The organism is Ascidiaceihabitans sp., assembly GCF_039986515.1.
Classification (GTDB): Bacteria; Pseudomonadota; Alphaproteobacteria; order Rhodobacterales; family Rhodobacteraceae; genus Ascidiaceihabitans.
Map to the genome: position 1 here is coordinate 828,403 of NZ_JBDWQO010000007.1, position 14,639 is coordinate 843,041.

Annotated in this window: 20 protein-coding genes and 1 other RNA gene; 12 read left to right on the forward strand and 9 right to left on the reverse strand. The window is 54.7% G+C overall.

What is annotated here, in order from left to right; all coding sequences use genetic code 11:
- From ABJL60_RS06675 to ABJL60_RS06685, 3 genes are read right to left on the reverse strand one after another with little or no spacing between them, the layout of a single operon-like run.
- A complete protein-coding gene (locus tag ABJL60_RS06675; RefSeq protein ID WP_348373620.1) occupies nucleotides 1–507 on the reverse strand; it encodes a DinB family protein in 507 nt (168 codons plus the stop codon).
- On the reverse strand, nucleotides 504–1,211 hold the full coding sequence (locus ABJL60_RS06680; protein ID WP_348373621.1) for a DUF1326 domain-containing protein: 708 nt from the start codon (nucleotides 1,209–1,211) through the stop codon (nucleotides 504–506). Before ABJL60_RS06680 ends, ABJL60_RS06675 begins: the two co-directional genes overlap by 4 nt.
- A 1-nt stretch (nucleotide 1,212) precedes the next feature.
- On the reverse strand, nucleotides 1,213–2,001 hold the full coding sequence (locus ABJL60_RS06685; RefSeq protein ID WP_348373622.1) for a DUF2182 domain-containing protein: 789 nt from the start codon (nucleotides 1,999–2,001) through the stop codon (nucleotides 1,213–1,215).
- Nucleotides 2,002–2,091: 90 nt separating this feature from the next.
- Between ABJL60_RS06685 and ABJL60_RS06690 the strand changes: the two genes are divergently transcribed.
- Complete coding sequence (locus tag ABJL60_RS06690; RefSeq protein WP_348373623.1) at nucleotides 2,092–2,820, forward strand: FCD domain-containing protein; 729 nt, start codon at nucleotides 2,092–2,094, stop codon at nucleotides 2,818–2,820.
- A gap of 14 nt (nucleotides 2,821–2,834) precedes the next feature.
- Here the strand turns inward: ABJL60_RS06690 and ABJL60_RS06695 are convergent, their stop codons facing one another.
- Together ABJL60_RS06695 and ABJL60_RS06700 are read right to left on the reverse strand one after the other, a co-directional pair.
- Nucleotides 2,835–3,176 (reverse strand): hypothetical protein, encoded by a 342-nt coding sequence (locus ABJL60_RS06695; RefSeq protein WP_348373624.1) that lies wholly within the window; start codon nucleotides 3,174–3,176, stop codon nucleotides 2,835–2,837.
- 26 nt (nucleotides 3,177–3,202) lie between these two features.
- A complete protein-coding gene (locus ABJL60_RS06700) occupies nucleotides 3,203–3,442 on the reverse strand; it encodes a hypothetical protein (RefSeq protein ID WP_348373625.1) in 240 nt (79 codons plus the stop codon).
- Nucleotides 3,443–3,480: 38 nt separating this feature from the next.
- On the opposite strand from ABJL60_RS06700, the gene ABJL60_RS06705 reads away from it, so the two are divergent.
- From ABJL60_RS06705 to ABJL60_RS06750, 10 genes are all read left to right on the forward strand, one after another.
- Nucleotides 3,481–3,831: a DUF4345 family protein gene (locus ABJL60_RS06705; protein ID WP_348373626.1), complete on the forward strand. Its 351-nt coding sequence runs from the start codon at nucleotides 3,481–3,483 to the stop codon at nucleotides 3,829–3,831.
- 43 nt (nucleotides 3,832–3,874) lie between these two features.
- Nucleotides 3,875–4,223: a transfer-messenger RNA gene (ssrA, locus tag ABJL60_RS06710) on the forward strand.
- A 128-nt stretch (nucleotides 4,224–4,351) separates the two neighbouring features.
- Nucleotides 4,352–4,780, forward strand: coding sequence for an ester cyclase (locus ABJL60_RS06715; protein WP_348285442.1), 429 nt, complete (start codon nucleotides 4,352–4,354; stop codon nucleotides 4,778–4,780).
- 241 nt (nucleotides 4,781–5,021) lie between these two features.
- Nucleotides 5,022–5,834 carry a sulfurtransferase/chromate resistance protein gene (locus tag ABJL60_RS06720; protein WP_348373627.1) on the forward strand — a complete coding sequence of 271 codons (813 nt, stop codon included), beginning with the start codon at nucleotides 5,022–5,024 and terminating at the stop codon, nucleotides 5,832–5,834.
- The gene (gene chrA, locus ABJL60_RS06725) at nucleotides 5,831–7,075 is read left to right on the forward strand and encodes a chromate efflux transporter (protein ID WP_348373628.1); all 1,245 of its coding nucleotides are present in this window, start codon (nucleotides 5,831–5,833) and stop codon (nucleotides 7,073–7,075) included. Before ABJL60_RS06720 ends, chrA begins: the two co-directional genes overlap by 4 nt.
- A gap of 67 nt (nucleotides 7,076–7,142) precedes the next feature.
- A complete protein-coding gene (locus ABJL60_RS06730) occupies nucleotides 7,143–7,646 on the forward strand; it encodes a ClpXP protease specificity-enhancing factor SspB (RefSeq protein WP_348285439.1) in 504 nt (167 codons plus the stop codon).
- 64 nt (nucleotides 7,647–7,710) lie between these two features.
- A complete protein-coding gene (gene fumC / locus ABJL60_RS06735) occupies nucleotides 7,711–9,102 on the forward strand; it encodes a class II fumarate hydratase (RefSeq protein ID WP_348285438.1) in 1,392 nt (463 codons plus the stop codon).
- Complete coding sequence (locus tag ABJL60_RS06740) at nucleotides 9,103–9,279, forward strand: DUF4169 family protein (RefSeq protein ID WP_348373629.1); 177 nt, start codon at nucleotides 9,103–9,105, stop codon at nucleotides 9,277–9,279.
- Nucleotides 9,276–9,494, forward strand: a complete 219-nt coding sequence (locus ABJL60_RS06745) for a ribbon-helix-helix domain-containing protein (RefSeq protein WP_348373630.1) — start codon at nucleotides 9,276–9,278, stop codon at nucleotides 9,492–9,494. Before ABJL60_RS06740 ends, ABJL60_RS06745 begins: the two co-directional genes overlap by 4 nt.
- A gap of 71 nt (nucleotides 9,495–9,565) precedes the next feature.
- Nucleotides 9,566–9,826 carry an aspartate aminotransferase gene (locus ABJL60_RS06750; protein ID WP_348373631.1) on the forward strand — a complete coding sequence of 87 codons (261 nt, stop codon included), beginning with the start codon at nucleotides 9,566–9,568 and terminating at the stop codon, nucleotides 9,824–9,826.
- Here the strand turns inward: ABJL60_RS06750 and ABJL60_RS06755 are convergent.
- From ABJL60_RS06755 to ABJL60_RS06770, 4 genes are all read right to left on the reverse strand, one after another.
- Nucleotides 9,808–10,701 carry a fructose bisphosphate aldolase gene (locus ABJL60_RS06755; protein WP_348285434.1) on the reverse strand — a complete coding sequence of 298 codons (894 nt, stop codon included), beginning with the start codon at nucleotides 10,699–10,701 and terminating at the stop codon, nucleotides 9,808–9,810. The genes ABJL60_RS06750 and ABJL60_RS06755 overlap by 19 nt on opposite strands.
- Nucleotides 10,702–10,765: 64 nt before the next feature.
- Nucleotides 10,766–12,118 carry a cytochrome P450 gene (locus ABJL60_RS06760; protein ID WP_348373632.1) on the reverse strand — a complete coding sequence of 451 codons (1,353 nt, stop codon included), beginning with the start codon at nucleotides 12,116–12,118 and terminating at the stop codon, nucleotides 10,766–10,768.
- Complete coding sequence (locus tag ABJL60_RS06765) at nucleotides 12,115–13,416, reverse strand: hypothetical protein (RefSeq protein ID WP_348373633.1); 1,302 nt, start codon at nucleotides 13,414–13,416, stop codon at nucleotides 12,115–12,117. The genes ABJL60_RS06760 and ABJL60_RS06765 overlap by 4 nt, the downstream gene beginning before the upstream one ends.
- Nucleotides 13,417–13,476: 60 nt before the next feature.
- On the reverse strand, nucleotides 13,477–14,229 hold the full coding sequence (locus ABJL60_RS06770; RefSeq protein WP_348285431.1) for a cytochrome c biogenesis protein CcdA: 753 nt from the start codon (nucleotides 14,227–14,229) through the stop codon (nucleotides 13,477–13,479).
- Nucleotides 14,230–14,321: 92 nt separating this feature from the next.
- On the opposite strand from ABJL60_RS06770, the gene ABJL60_RS06775 reads away from it, so the two are divergent.
- The gene (locus ABJL60_RS06775; protein WP_348373634.1) at nucleotides 14,322–14,555 is read left to right on the forward strand and encodes a sulfurtransferase TusA family protein; all 234 of its coding nucleotides are present in this window, start codon (nucleotides 14,322–14,324) and stop codon (nucleotides 14,553–14,555) included.
- Nucleotides 14,556–14,639 lie beyond the last annotated feature (84 nt).

A 14,639-nucleotide genomic window follows, 5' to 3' on the forward strand; every position in this document is an offset into this window, starting at 1 on the left:
TTAGTCCTTTGGTAAAAAGAAAAGATCGCTGACTGGCGCATTATATCCAGCGGCAGTCAGCATTGCGTGAACCTGACCCCGGTGATGGGTCTGGTGATTGAAGAAATGCACCACACACTCCCCCATCGATTTGGAAACCTCTTGACCCAGGACACGGCTGAACATGGTCAGATCACCGTGAAGATCCACAGATTTCAATTTGGAAGCCCATAGGGTCAAACGCCCGTCCAGACGAAACCGTTCAGCGCTCCATGCGGCCAACGTAGGATGCAGGGTCTTGCTGTCATCCACACCGCCGAAAGGCGCAGGCAACGCCGGATCGAAGCGGTTCATCCACAGCATGTCACCCCACATAAGATGGTTTAACGTACCAAGAATTGATCCGAAAAATGCGCCACGATCCAACATCAATTCATCTGTAGTCATCGCATCAAGTGTCGATGATAACTGACTGTTTTGCCAGGCATTATAGCGTGACATCAGTTGAACATAGGCCGGATCAATCACGGCTTGGGGCCTTTCCAGTCAATCGGGCAAATCTCTGCCGACATACCGTCAAAATCCCAAACACGACCGTAGTCACGGACCTTAGATTTCAGACCTTTGGCCGCAATAATATCCGGCCCCATCCAGTATTTGGAATTGGATACCATCACCGGATGGTCTTTGTCTTTGCCGGCAAGCATTTCAATCTCGCCCTGGATTTTGCGGCCAATCATGATGGAACGTTTGTTGCCATCGCGCACAATCTCAACCGGCGCACGTTCGGCCCCGATGATCTCGGACACCAGCATCGTAAACAGACCCGTGGTGCCGCCCGCGGCGCCTGAGAAAATCTGCAAAATACCGTTGTAGGCTTTGTCGCTTGCCCGTTCATCTACATAGGCTGCAACCTTCCAGTTTCCTTCGCCCATACGGCCCGGAATATCGACCAGAAGACCCACATTCAGATCTGACAGGTCTTCGCCCTCATAGTGCCCTTCATCAATGGCAATCGCCATCCAGGCATGACAATGCCCTTCTGTGGGCGGGTGGGCACCAAGGCTCACAACGCAGGGGCAAAACACGGTGCATGAGCAGTTTAGAAACAATTCACCTTTGATGGCCCAGTCTGTCGGCGTCATGCCGCGGCGCCCCGGATTTGGCATCCGGCTGTCGATACGTTGCGAAATCGGCAACCGATCCGCCTCGGGTTTTCTGTTTACAGCCATCTTATCCTCCTGAAATCAAAGTGTTACCAGCCACAGCCAATCCAGCCACAACCAAGACCACACCCATAGGTTTTGTCACCTTATGCCCGATCTGGGGCAATTTTTCGAGTACCATAAAAAATGTCGCAGCGCCCATCCAAAGCAGGCTCATCACGCCGCCAACAAATCCAAGCACCATAAACCCCCAGCAGCAGCCAACGCAAAACACACCAAGGCCCAACCCCATACGCATGCCGCCTGCAAATCCGGTTTTCCAATGACCCAGAAAATACATCATCGGGGAATGGCAAACGCCGTGGCAGATTTCTTTGGCGCGTGTGAATTGAAAGCCGCCCACGACCAAAAGCAAAGTGGCTGTGAACCATGGCGATTTCGCGATCCCCAACATGTCGATGACACCGCCAAACAGCAGTCCCAACTGAACGGCCGTGATCAGCGCCGCAAAGGCCACCCACACCACGAAATACCCCAGCAAAACGCCAAGCCACCCTGCCCGCGTGCCATCTGCCGAAGACATCAAATCCTCATAAGACCGCAGCGTCGGCACCATCGTCGGAAACATCATCGCGGCCATCATAATGGCCCACATCGCAAACAGTGGTCCAAAATTTGCCATGGGCATATACATCGGCATACGCGGATCCATCGCCGCCATGCGCTGCCCCATCTCACCGGGGCGTCCGATCCAATCAAGGTCCATATCGACGCTCATCGCGTACATCATCCACCACGACAACAAGATCGCGGCAAAAAACGCCAACCACAGGCCAGAGCGGACAACATGAGACATCGCGGACCCTTCCTGGTAAGCGACTCAGATACGGTTGCCAATCAAATGCCAGACAATTAAAGTCTGCGTCAAACATTAAATGTAAGACAAATGAAAATAGACCCAAATTCCGCTGCTGATCTGTCGGCACAAATCGCCTCAGCCATACGCGATAGTATCGTGTCGGGTGCTTTGATCGTGGACCAACGCTTGCCGTCAGAGGCAGAGCTTGCCGACCAGTTCGACGTCTCCCGCCCCACCGTGCGCGAAGCCCTCAAACGTCTCGCCGCCCAATCCCTGATCCGCACGCAACGCGGCGCCACGGGGGGCGCATTCGTCAACAAACTCAGCTTTGAAGAGGCCTACCCCCAGCAAATCACCACCTCAACGCTGCTGCTGTCCATGAACGCCGTCAGCTTTGAAACCGCCTGCGAGGCCCGCTATGCATTGGAACGCTCCTGCGCGCCCCTATCTGCCAAACGCCGCAGCCCCGATCATCTTGCCACCATGCGCGCCGAAATCCACCGCCAAGGGCAACCGGGGCTGACGGACGAGGCGTTCTGCGCCTCGGATGTGTCGTTCCACCGTGCTTTGGTCGATGGCGCGGGCAATCCGGTGCTCAGCTACCAATTGGCAGGCGCAGTTGAGGCGATGCAGCCCTTGATGAACATGATCACGTTCACAGCCCGCGACCGCGCCCGCATTGTGGCGCTGCACACGGACATTGCGGATGCTTTGGAAAAACAGGATGCGGATGCTACGTTTGATGCATTGAAAGCGCTTGAGGTGGAAACGCAGGCGTTGGCGCAAAGTGTGTTTGCCGCGCGTGAAAAACACTAAGCCTCAAGAGCCAACTATTTCTGAGCATACATCCTCATGTATTCGCGAACGCTATCCTCGAGCTCTTTCTTGTGAGGTGCTGCCAAGTCTGTTTTGCCAATTTCAGCAAGAAACTCAGCGCCAAGTAAGTCTGTCTGATGAATTACCATAAACGTTTCTATAACATTCAACGCATACTCACGGTCTGGCCCATGTGTTCTTTTTAGCGCTATTAGCAATATACGGCCCGCGAACTCTGTCTCTTGATAGTAAATCGCAGAAAGCGCAGCCTCGATAACTTCCACATAAGATTCAGAATTTGAAACAGAATTTAACAACTGAGTGCGTTCAATTTTTTCAGGTTCAAAATATTCCATCAAGTTCCCTTCGCACATCGACAAACTCACCACTCGCCCCACCGCACCAATCCAATCACCGCAGACGCCATATAAAACCCCTGCAACAGCAAAAACGTCCAGCGCCGGTCAATCACCGCCCAAGCGGCAAACAGTGACGCCGAAATGAACAACAGCGAAAACCCCAAAACCTCGTTGCCTGTGTTGGATGCAATCAGCAACGCGTAGATCATTGCCGAAACCGACCCCGTAATCTCAAAAACGGATGTTAACTTGCGGTTGGTCATAGCTTGCCTCTTTGCGCGACGCTGCTAGGTACTGCAGCATGATAGACACCATAAACATCATCGCAGCCCTGCTCACAATTGTCTTTGGGCTTTTTGGGTTTCTCGCACCGCGCTACACCGCCAGCGCACTTGATCTGGAACCAACCCATTCCACAATGGGGCTTAGCGAAATGCGCGCTTCTGTGGGGGGGCTTTTTGTAGCAGCAGGGATTGCGGCCTTGTTAATCGGCACACCAATAGCCTATGCGATGATCGGTTTTGCCTTCGCGGGGGCTGCAACGGGTCGCGTGGTATCGCTTTTTCTGGACAAGCCACCGATCAAAAAAGTACTTATTTTCGGCGGGATAGAAGCCGCTTTGGCTGCATGGATGATAGGCGCAAACCTGTGATCCATCTTCATCTCGCAAAATAAACCTCCGCCGGAGGCTTCCAGCATTTGCAACCCGGACAAACCTTTCCTATATAGACAATGTCCTTCGGGACTATGGACATAAACGCGCTCGTCATAAGCGGATCGGACCCGGGGGCGGTACCCGGCGACTCCACCAAACATCCTTCATTTGAGGATCATGGGGTCGAAACAGGATCGACGAACGTCTAAAGGGGTTAGCTTTGTCTCGGCTGTCTGCCACCGTTATCGGCGAAAACTGTACAATTGCAAATGACAATCGTGCTCCAGTAGCGATGGCCGCGTAAGCGGTTTCAGCTTCTGAAACTTAACTCCTTGGGTTTAGCGATCTAAGGCGGGGTTCGCAGGTACCTGGCAACAGAAACCTGCACTTTCCCTTCTTCCCTTCAGATCTACCAAAGCGTTTTCCACCACCCATTGCTCTCCGATAGGTTGTTTAAACAATTTTAACAGCTTGACTTTATCTCTGGTCTCAACAGCAGCGGACAAATGGCAAGCCTTTGGAAAACAAACACGACATTCTAAAGCGCTATTACAAAGACGTTTGGGAACGCGGCAACCTTGACGCGATCGACGCATATTTCGATTTAACAAGTGATGCAGACAGACTGTTGCCGGACCGCCGGATCGAACCCGGCGAAATCTGTGAATGGGTTGGGATCATACGCAGCTATGTGACGGACATCGACGTCAAAATCATAAAATCGATTGAAGAAGGCGATTGGATCAGCGCGTTTTTGGTGATTGAGTGCCGCCGCTTGGATACTGGCCAACCCGTGAAGGCCCATCAACACATTATGCTGCGGTTCACAAAAGACAAAATGATCGAAAACTATCCGCAATTCGACTTTCTGCAGTTCTTTGAACAGATCGGGCTTCTGCCGGAAAACTCTCTTGAGCTTTTGATGGGTGGGACCCGCCTGAATTGACAACAGACATTTTACAAAGCTTTTGACGCCGAAAACCAACGCGACCTCGAACCTTCCAGTCCATGAACTATACCCGCCCTTTCCAACCTGCCCGCTTTGGAAAAGCCCGTTTTTTTGCACGCCATAGATTGACCTTTTGACCAGCCAACAGGTACCAATGATGCATGGGGTCAATTGCGAACACCCCGTGAGGCGTCAGCCCAAGTGTCGCATGTTTCCCTTGTTTAAAGGATGCATGCTTATGGCTGCCCCAAATGAAATTACACCGGCCCAATTGCTACGCAAAATCGGCACACCCGATGTCCCTGTAATCGTCGATATTTCAATCCCGGAGGACTTCGAAGACGATCCCATGCTGATCCCTGGTGCGATACGGCATGCCCACACCGATATTGCAGGGTTGATGGCAAAACTAAGTGGCCGACACAGCATCATGGTATGCCAAAAAGGCATCAAACTAAGCCAAGGTGTCAGTGCGTGGTTGCGCAGCGAAGGCTTGTCTTCCCAATACCTGCAGGGCGGAAATTATGGCTGGCGTGCCCACGCAGGCGCCCCCCGTGTGCCCTTTGCAGCATTGCCCGTCACGGCGGGCCCAACCACCCTTTGTGTCACGCGGCACCGCCCAAAAATTGACCGCATCGCTTGCCCGTGGCTGATCCGGCGCTTTGTCGATCCGAACGCCCGTTTTTTGTTTGTGTCTCCTGCGGAAGTCGCGGGCGTCGCACAGCGTTTTGAGGCCACGCCTTTCGATGTCGAAGGCGTCTATTGGACCCATGACGGCCCAAAATGCACCTTCGACAAAATGCTTGATACCTTCAATCTTCGCACCGACGCGTTGGATCGTATCGCAACCGTGGTGTGCGCCGCCGACACCAATAAACTGGATCAAAGCCCCCAAGCCGCAGGTCTTCTGGCGCTGTCTGTCGGGTTGTCACGGCAGTACCGTGACGACAATGCCCAAATGGAAGCTGGCCTTGCACTATATGATGCGCTTTACCGCTGGGCGCGGGACGGACAAAACGAAACCCACGACTGGTCCGGGGATCGCACATGACACAATCGGTTGCTCTTGCCACATTTTTACGCGCTTTCGGGCGCATCGGGCTGCTGTCATTTGGTGGGCCCGCGGCACAAATTTCGCTGATGCACGACGAACTGGTCGAGCGGCGTGCCTGGATGTCCGAACAGGACTTTCTGCGTGCTTTGTCACTGTGCATGTTGCTTCCCGGCCCCGAAGCCATGCAACTTGCAACCTATGCAGGGTGGCGGTTGCGCGGCACCTTGGGTGGGTTGATGGCTGGGCTGCTTTTTGTTGTGCCCGGCGCGTTAATCGTGGCGGGTCTGGCTTGGGGATACGTGACCTTTGGACAAGTTCCGCTGGTGCAAGCTGCCTTTGTGGGGGTCAAAGCCGCGGTCATCTGCGTGGTTTTGCAAGCTTTGCTTCGGATGAGCCGCAAGGCGCTGAACACCCGCGCCGATTGGGCCTTGGCGGCCTTGGCCTTTGTGGCGTTGTTTTCATTCGGGCTTCCGTTTCCAATTTTAATCGCGATCGCAGGGCTTTGGGGGTATCTGACTGCCAACGCCACAGCCTCTCAGCCCCCAACCACAGGCCCGACACGCGGCCATTCGCTGCGTAGCATTTTGGTATGGGGCGGCTTGTGGCTTGCTCCTATACTGGCTCTTTGGCTAACAGATCAGGCGTTTCTGACCGAGATTGCCTTGTTTTTCTCAAAACTTGCCGTTGTCACTTTTGGCGGGGCCTACGCCGTTTTGGCCTATATGACCCAATCAGTGGTGCAGGATTTCGGATGGATCAGCACGCGCGAGATGATTGATGCTTTGGGGTTGGCTGAAACCACGCCGGGGCCTTTGATCCTTGTGACCGAATTTGTGGCTTTTTTGGCGGGATATGCCCAAGGGGGATTGGGTCAGGCACTGGCGGCAGCAGGCCTTGCACTTTGGGTGACATTTATTCCCTGTTTTCTTTGGATATTTCTGGCGGGACCTTTCATAGACCAGCTTGGCGCCAAACCGAAACTGGCCGCCGCCCTTTCATCCATAACGGCCGCAGTGGTCGGGGTGATCCTGAACCTTTCGCTGTGGTTTGCCTTGCATGTTATGTTCGCTGACATCCATCGCTGGGGCGCCCTCCCCCTGCCCCGACTGGACACGATCAGCTACAGCGCCCTTAGTTTGACCCTGATCGCGGCCTACCTTTTGTTGCGTTTGAAAATTGGCCTTTTGACAGTGCTTGGCATCAGCGCTGCGGTTGCGATTGGCCTGTCCCTATTCTAATCCACATGCCCCCTTTTCACGCCCGTGAAATGGGGTATGGTAAACATAAGACTTAAGGGGATCAAAGATGACCGGCACGATCGACTACGGCAATCTGATGCACTCTGCCATGCGCGGGCTAATTAAAAAAGTGCTGACGGATGTGGCCGCAAACGGCTTGCCGGGCGCGCACCATTTTTTCATCACCTTCGACACCCACCACCCTGATGCCGAACTGGCCGATTGGCTTTCGGACCGGTATCCCGGTGAAATGACGGTCGTGATGCAGCATTGGTATGACAAGTTGGAAGTGGGCGACGACGGGTTTGGTGTGACGCTGAACTTCGGGGATGCGCCAGAACCTCTTTATGTGCCTTATGACGCCATCAAAACATTTGTCGATCCGTCCGTTGAATTTGGCTTGCGCTTCGAGACGCAGGACGAAGACGATGAAGACGGGTCCGACACGCCCACAGAAAACAGCTTGCCAGACATTCTGCCCACCGCACCGGCAACACCTGCCTCTGCACCCACGGCAAGCGAAGACGTAAAAGAAGCCGAAGTCGTGTCTTTGGACAGCTTCCGCAAATAGTACAATTGCTTTGAAGGCGTGGGGGCGGTAAACCGCGCCTAAACCAGCATTCAGGAGCACACCCATGTCCCAAACCCGCACAGAAACCGACAGCTTTGGCCCTTTAGAGGTCCCTGCGGACAAATACTGGGGTGCTCAGACCCAACGCTCTATTATCAACTTCCCCATCGGCTGGGAAAAACAACCCATCGCTATCGTGCGCGCCTTGGGTGTGATCAAAAAAGCTTGTGCGCAAGCGAACATGACACAAGGGTCTTTGGATCCGAAACTGGGCGACGCCATTGTGCAAGCGGCGGGCGAAGTGGTCGAGGGTAAATTCGACGACAACTTTCCGTTGGTGGTCTGGCAGACGGGGTCAGGCACACAATCCAACATGAACTCTAACGAGGTCATCGCAAACCGCGCCATCGAAATTCTGGGCGGCGTGATCGGATCGAAAGACCCCGTGCACCCCAACGACCACTGCAACATGGGGCAGTCGTCCAACGATACTTTCCCCACAGCCATGCACATTTCAGCCGCAATGACCGCGCGTGACGTTCTGTTGCCCGGTCTGGAAAAACTGCACGCGGCATTGCAAGCCAAGGTCGAGGCGTTTGATGGCATCATCAAAATCGGGCGCACACATACCCAAGACGCCACGCCTTTGACACTTAGTCAGGAGTTTTCAGGCTACACCCATCAGGTTGCGATGGGCATCCAGCGCGTCAAAGACGCCTTGGGCCGCATTTATGAACTGGCACAGGGCGGCACCGCCGTGGGCACGGGCCTGAACACCAAAGAAGGATGGGGCGAAATGGTCGCCGCAAACATGGCCGAAATCACCGGCCTGCCCTTTGTGACCGCCCCCAACAAGTTCGAAGCTTTGGCCGCCCATGATGCCATGGTCGAAATCTCGGGTGCATTGAAAACAGTGGCCGCATCCCTGTTCAAAATCGCAAACGACATTCGTTTGTTGGGGTCTGGGCCCCGCTGCGGCCTGGGTGAATTGATCTTGCCCGAGAATGAGCCGGGATCCTCCATCATGCCGGGCAAGGTGAACCCCACGCAATGCGAGGCACTGACGCAGGTGTGCATCCACGTTATGGGCAACGATGCCGCAGTGGGCTTTGCCGGATCGCAAGGGCATTTTGAGTTGAACGTCTACAAGCCCATGATGTCCTACAACGTGTTGCAATCTATGCAACTTTTGGGGGACGCTGCGTCCGCATTTACTGACAATCTGGTAGACGGTTTGGAAGCCGACGCGGACCGCATCGAAAGATTGATGCGCGAATCCTTGATGCTGGTGACGGCTTTGGCCCCTGAGATCGGCTATGACAACGCCACGAAAGTTGCCAAAACCGCCCATAAAAACGGCACCACATTGAAAGAAGAAGCCATCGCACTTGGCTTTGTGGACGCCGAAACATTTGAGCGCGTGGTGCGCCCAGAAAACATGGTTGGGCCTAAGTAAATGAGCGCACCCGTCAATTTAAATCGGGTGCGAAAGCAAAAAGCGCGGGCGGCCAAATCTGTCCGCGCAAACGAAAACGCGGCGCTGCACGGGCGCACCAAGGCTGAAAAAGCGACCCAAGTTGCCGCGGACCAAAAAGCCCTACGCCACCTGGACAATCACAAGCGCGACACATGAGCGGACGCCCCATCAAACATTCGCTCACGTTGAAAGGACACCGAACATCAGTGTCGCTAGAAGACGCCTTCTGGACGGCCTTTCGTGAAATCGCCGCGACAAAAGGTGTACCGATCAACGCTTTGGCTGCTGAAATAGATGCAGCGCGGGACCCCGAGGTGGGGCTGGCATCTTCGATCCGGGTCTTTGTTCTGTCTGAGGTAAGCAAGTCTTAACCTAGAATTGCTTTGATCGAAGGATGATGCGATCCCCGTCCCCTCTTAGCCCAGAACGTTGGATGCTGGACATGTTCAGCTCCAAAGCGGCCAGATCGGGCGCTGTTATCCGCCGCAAGGCCCGCGATATCGAACGCTATGCAGGGATGAACAGATTTCTAGGCGAATGCGCACGGCGTGGGTTCCAAGTGATCGCAAACGAAGACCAAATCATCATCATCTGCAACCAATCACCTGTGCATCGGCTGTACGCCCCGTTTTCTTTAAAAGAAAACGATCCGGACACTTTCAAAGTGTCCGGCCCACGTTTCGATCAAGCCACAGATGCTTGATAAATTTTCCCGATGTTTTGCCCCAACGCGGCGTCAAAGTCGGCATCCGCCATGTCCCGCTGCAACCCTTCGGTCAAAGCACGACTAAAGCTTGCGATCATTTTTGAGTTTTCGGACAACCGCGCACAAGCTTCATCTGTGGAATACCCCCCCGACAGCGCCACGACACGCATCACACGGGGGTGGTCCGCAAGTTCATCGTATAGGCCGGGCATTTCCGGAATGGTCAATTTGAGCATCACGTTCTGGTCTGCGTTCAAACGTCCAACATGCGCCATCAGCGCCTCTTTCAGTATCACTTCAGCTTCCGCTTTGCTGTCAGAGTTGATGTTCACTTCCGGCTCTACAATCGGCACCAGACCAGCAGCGATGACCACACGGGCCACGTCGAATTGTTGGGCTACGACGGCCTCGATGCCAGCAGCGTTTGCGGCATGGATCACGGACCGTTCTTTGGTGCCAAACACCCCACCTTGCGCGGCAGAGGCCAAAACGTCCTCTAGGCCCGGCATCGGTTTCATCACCTGACAGTCATCAGCGATGTCTTCCAAACCTTTGTCGATTTTCAAAAATGGCACAACACCGCAATCATCCCACAGGTAGTCAGCAACGGCCTTGCCTTTGATCTGCTCGGCAAGCGTGCGTTCAAACAGAATGGCGCCGATGACTTTGGACTGGTCGAAATCCGGTGCCAAAATAATGCGTTCGCGCATCTTCTGGATTTCGGCAAACATTTCGTCTTCAGTATCGAAGACGCTCGCGTCCACACCGTACAATCCCAACGCCTTCGGAGTAGACCCGCCGCTTTGATCCAAAGCCGCGATAAAGCCTGCTCCGGTTGCCATTTGCGCGCGTTTTTTGTCCAAATCTGACATGTCGTACCCCTGATTCCTCTTGTCTGCGCAGGGTGTAGTTCAACCCGCGCCGAATTGGTATATGTTAGCGGCGGACAATCTTCAGACGAATACCCGACTTGGAGCGCACCGTTAGATGCGCCACAGGCACAGGGGGCATGTCTTCTTCATAGCTGATCCGGAAGTCGCGCAATATACGCGATAGCAACAAAGGCCCTTCGATCATCGCAAACCCGGCCCCCGGACAAACCCGCGCCCCTTCCGAAAAGGGAATATACGCGTCGCGTCCACATTGCTTGCCATTCTCTGTCTTCCAGCGATCCGGATCAAAATCATCAGGCCGATCCCACAGTCGCTCATGGCGGTGCAGATGCCACGGGCTCAGCACCACTTGGCTGTGTTTTGGAACGGCGCGTTGGCGAAACGTCTCGGGGCACGTAGTCTCGCGCACCATCATTGGCACCGGTGGATATAAGCGCAAAGTTTCGCGAAACACATCCCGCGACAGGCGCAGCTTTGACATCACAGCAAAATCGCAGCCCTGCATCGCCTGTGCTTCTGCAGCCAACCGGTCCTGCCAGTCGGGGAACTGCGCCATCAGATACAGCGCCCATGCCAAAGCGGACGCGCTGGTTTCATGGCCTGCCAGAAAGAAGATCGCGACCTGATCCACCATCTCATCGGTATCAAACCGGTCCCCCGTTTCGGGATCCGTTGTGGTCATGATCTTTGTCGCCAAGTCCGCAGGCGCAGTGCCCGCATCGATTTCCGCCATTCGGGTTTGGGTCAATTGCGTGATCAGCGCCCGAATACGCGCAGCACTGGCGCGCGTATCACGGCGAAACAGACGCGGCATCCAACGCGGCAACGGCACGAAGGCCGCAATGTTCAAAATGGGCTGACTGCGTTGGTAGATGCGGAATTCCTCGAACACATCGCGTGCTACAGCGTGTTCGATGGGTATGGAAAACAGCGTGCGAAAAATCACATCTGCCGCGGCATGGCTGGTTTCGCTTTCGATTTCGACAGTTTGTCCCGCCACCGCATCCAACCTGTGCGCCGCCGCTTCTGCCGCGTCCCACATCGCGCCAAAGGTCTCGCGCACGCGCCCCCCTTCGAAAGCAGGATCAATGATGCGGCGTTGGCGTTTCCATGTGTCGCCGTTGGTCAGAAACACCGAATTGCCCAGCAACGGGCGCAAACCTTCGCCGATCCTATCGGATTTAGGGAAATCATCAGGCCGGGTCTTTAACACTTTTTTCACAAGCTCTGGCTGGTTCACCATGTAGCTGCGAAAGAACGGCGTACGAAATTCTGCCATCCAGGCACGGTATAGCCGGGTGGGTTGTGCCGACAGAATATCCTGTCGAAACAGCTTCATATACTGCCAAAGCGACACTTTGTTAGGGCGGCTTGGGGGTTTGGGGGGCTGGGTCATGGCGTCACAGACGTGAATTTGGACACGGCATGATCAATGCGGGATTTCGACGGTGGTCTATCCTTGTAGCGCTCTGACAGTGACACGGGGCCGGCTGTAATCTGGAAATAATCGTAATCCTTAGGACGATCAAAGGCGCACAGGTACTGAAAGTGCAAGCGAAAGAACTTCCAACGCAATGCCTTCCAACGCTGGGGGCTTAGGCTTTGTGTGAACCGCGCAGAAAACACCAACGGCCAGATTTTGCTATCGGGGGCCACACCGGACACCGATACAGGATCACACAAGGCAAAGGCGCAACCGTCACCGGGCGCTGTTACATCCACCCACGTCAATGCGTCCTGCGCGGACAAGAACTGCAAATCAGCGCGCAAACGATGTGCGTGGCGCAAAAACGACACCATCGGCACCACCTGCCCCAAAGATAAAAACGCCAGCTTTGGTCCCTGCTTTGGAACCGCCCCTGCCCGGATCAGATCCGATAGAATAGAGACGCCCAGATGCGCACCTGAGGAATGACCAACCACCAGCACCTCGTCCACGTCATCCCGCAAGGCCTGCGCAATCGTGGACTGAAATTCCGCCATACGGGTTTCAAGCTCAGGTGGGTTTTCACCCTTGGACGCTGCCGAATAGGCATAGTCATGCATCAGGTAATAGACAAAGAACTTGCCGTCGTTTTTCTTGAACCAACGCAACACCAACCAGAAGGCAAGGCACCCGCCCGCGACAGCCAAAACAAGCGTTTCTTCGAACCAACGCGGCCAGATAACCACAGGGCCATAAATGGCCTCTTCCAGCAAAATCGCGGCTTCTGCGATCACTGTGCCCGCACCATAAAAGGCTAAAAGTGCTACCAGCAATTGCACGATCAACATGCCCACAGGATAAAGGGCCGCGATCACCGGCCCCTTGCGCAATCGCATCAACCGCCAAAGCGCCCCAGACCCAATGTATTCCCAAGCGGTGCGGATCATTTGCCAATACGTGGCCGGAATCGACGTGGCCATGCTGCCCCGCACAATATCGGACCACACAAGCACTTCGACATCCGCATGCACGTCTTCGCCGTCGATGGTCGCATCCACTTGCCAGCCGTAGTTGCCTTTGCCCGCCTTGGGCTTCAACGCGATGTCATAGCCGCTGATGCGCGCCTGATCGCGCCCTTCTGATCGGTACAATTCGCGGTAGCGACGCGGATGAATAGGATCATAGCCCGGAATGTAGAACACCCGGCGCCGTTTGACCGGTTGCTTATGTGCCGGCTGCTTGTTCAATTGTGGGCTGTCACTGCTCATAGACGCACCTTTGTTCGGGTGCATCTTAGCGAGAATTTGGGGCAAAACTAGGGCTTGGGATCAACCAAATTCAGCCAATGCAGGGAAGGTTTCAAGCAGCCAGAACGCCATCGACGTGAAGGCCCCCGTGACCATCGCAAGACCCACCAAAATCAGCAACGCCCCCATGCACCGTTCGATCATGACCATGTGACGCTTGATCTTGTTCATCACCCCCATGGCACGGCTGATGAAAATGGCAGCAAGCAAAAACGGAATGCCCAATCCGGCCGCATAAATGCCCAACAATAATGTGCCGCGCGCCACGGACCCTTCGGAGGCCGCCAACGACAGGATCGCACCCAATTGCGGCCCGATGCATGGTGTCCACCCGAACGCGAAGGCAAGCCCGAGAACATATGCCCCAAACGACGAGCCACCCTGGTCCCCCGCCTCAATCCGCGCCTCTTGGTCTAGAAACGGAATCCGGAAAACCCCCACAAAATGCAGGCCAAAAATGATGATCACTACACCTGAGATTTGCGCAAAAAGTATCTGATTTTGCAAGAAAAACATCCCAAAAGCCGATGCTGCAAATCCAAGGATCAAAAACACAGTGCTTAAGCCCATGACAAAAAACAGCGCCGTCACGATGGTCTTGCGACGGTCGGCGTCCTGACTGGTCATGTCGCCCACGCTCATCCCGCTCATGTAGGCCAGATAAGGCGGCACGATGGGCAGTACGCAGGGGCTGAGAAAGCTGATGATACCCGCAGTCAAAGCCACAAGCATGGCAGGCACAAGCCCTGCGTCGATGATTTCTATTCCAAACATGGCACTCTCTTAGGCGATAATTTCCAACGCGTCACGCAGATGCCGGTCACAACCTTGTGGACAGGGTGAAACATTGGACCTATCTGCCTTCTATGACCGATGACATACACACACTTGATGCGCTGGGGTTGTTGTGCCCCCTTCCCGTTCTCAAAGCCCGCAAACGCCTGCAAAAGCTGGCGATCGGTGCGCAGCTGACCATGCTGGCAGACGATCCTGCTGCTGTTGTTGATGTGCCTCTGTTCTGTATGGAAGCCGGCCACGTGTTGGTGTCTTGCAGCGACCAGGATGGCGTTCAAGCCTATGTGATCCGCAAGGCAGGCTAGCTTTTTGCGGGTTTGACGCGGGTTTCACAACGAAAAAAGGCGGATCCTTTCTGGATCCGCCTTTTTATCTGTCACAACATATTA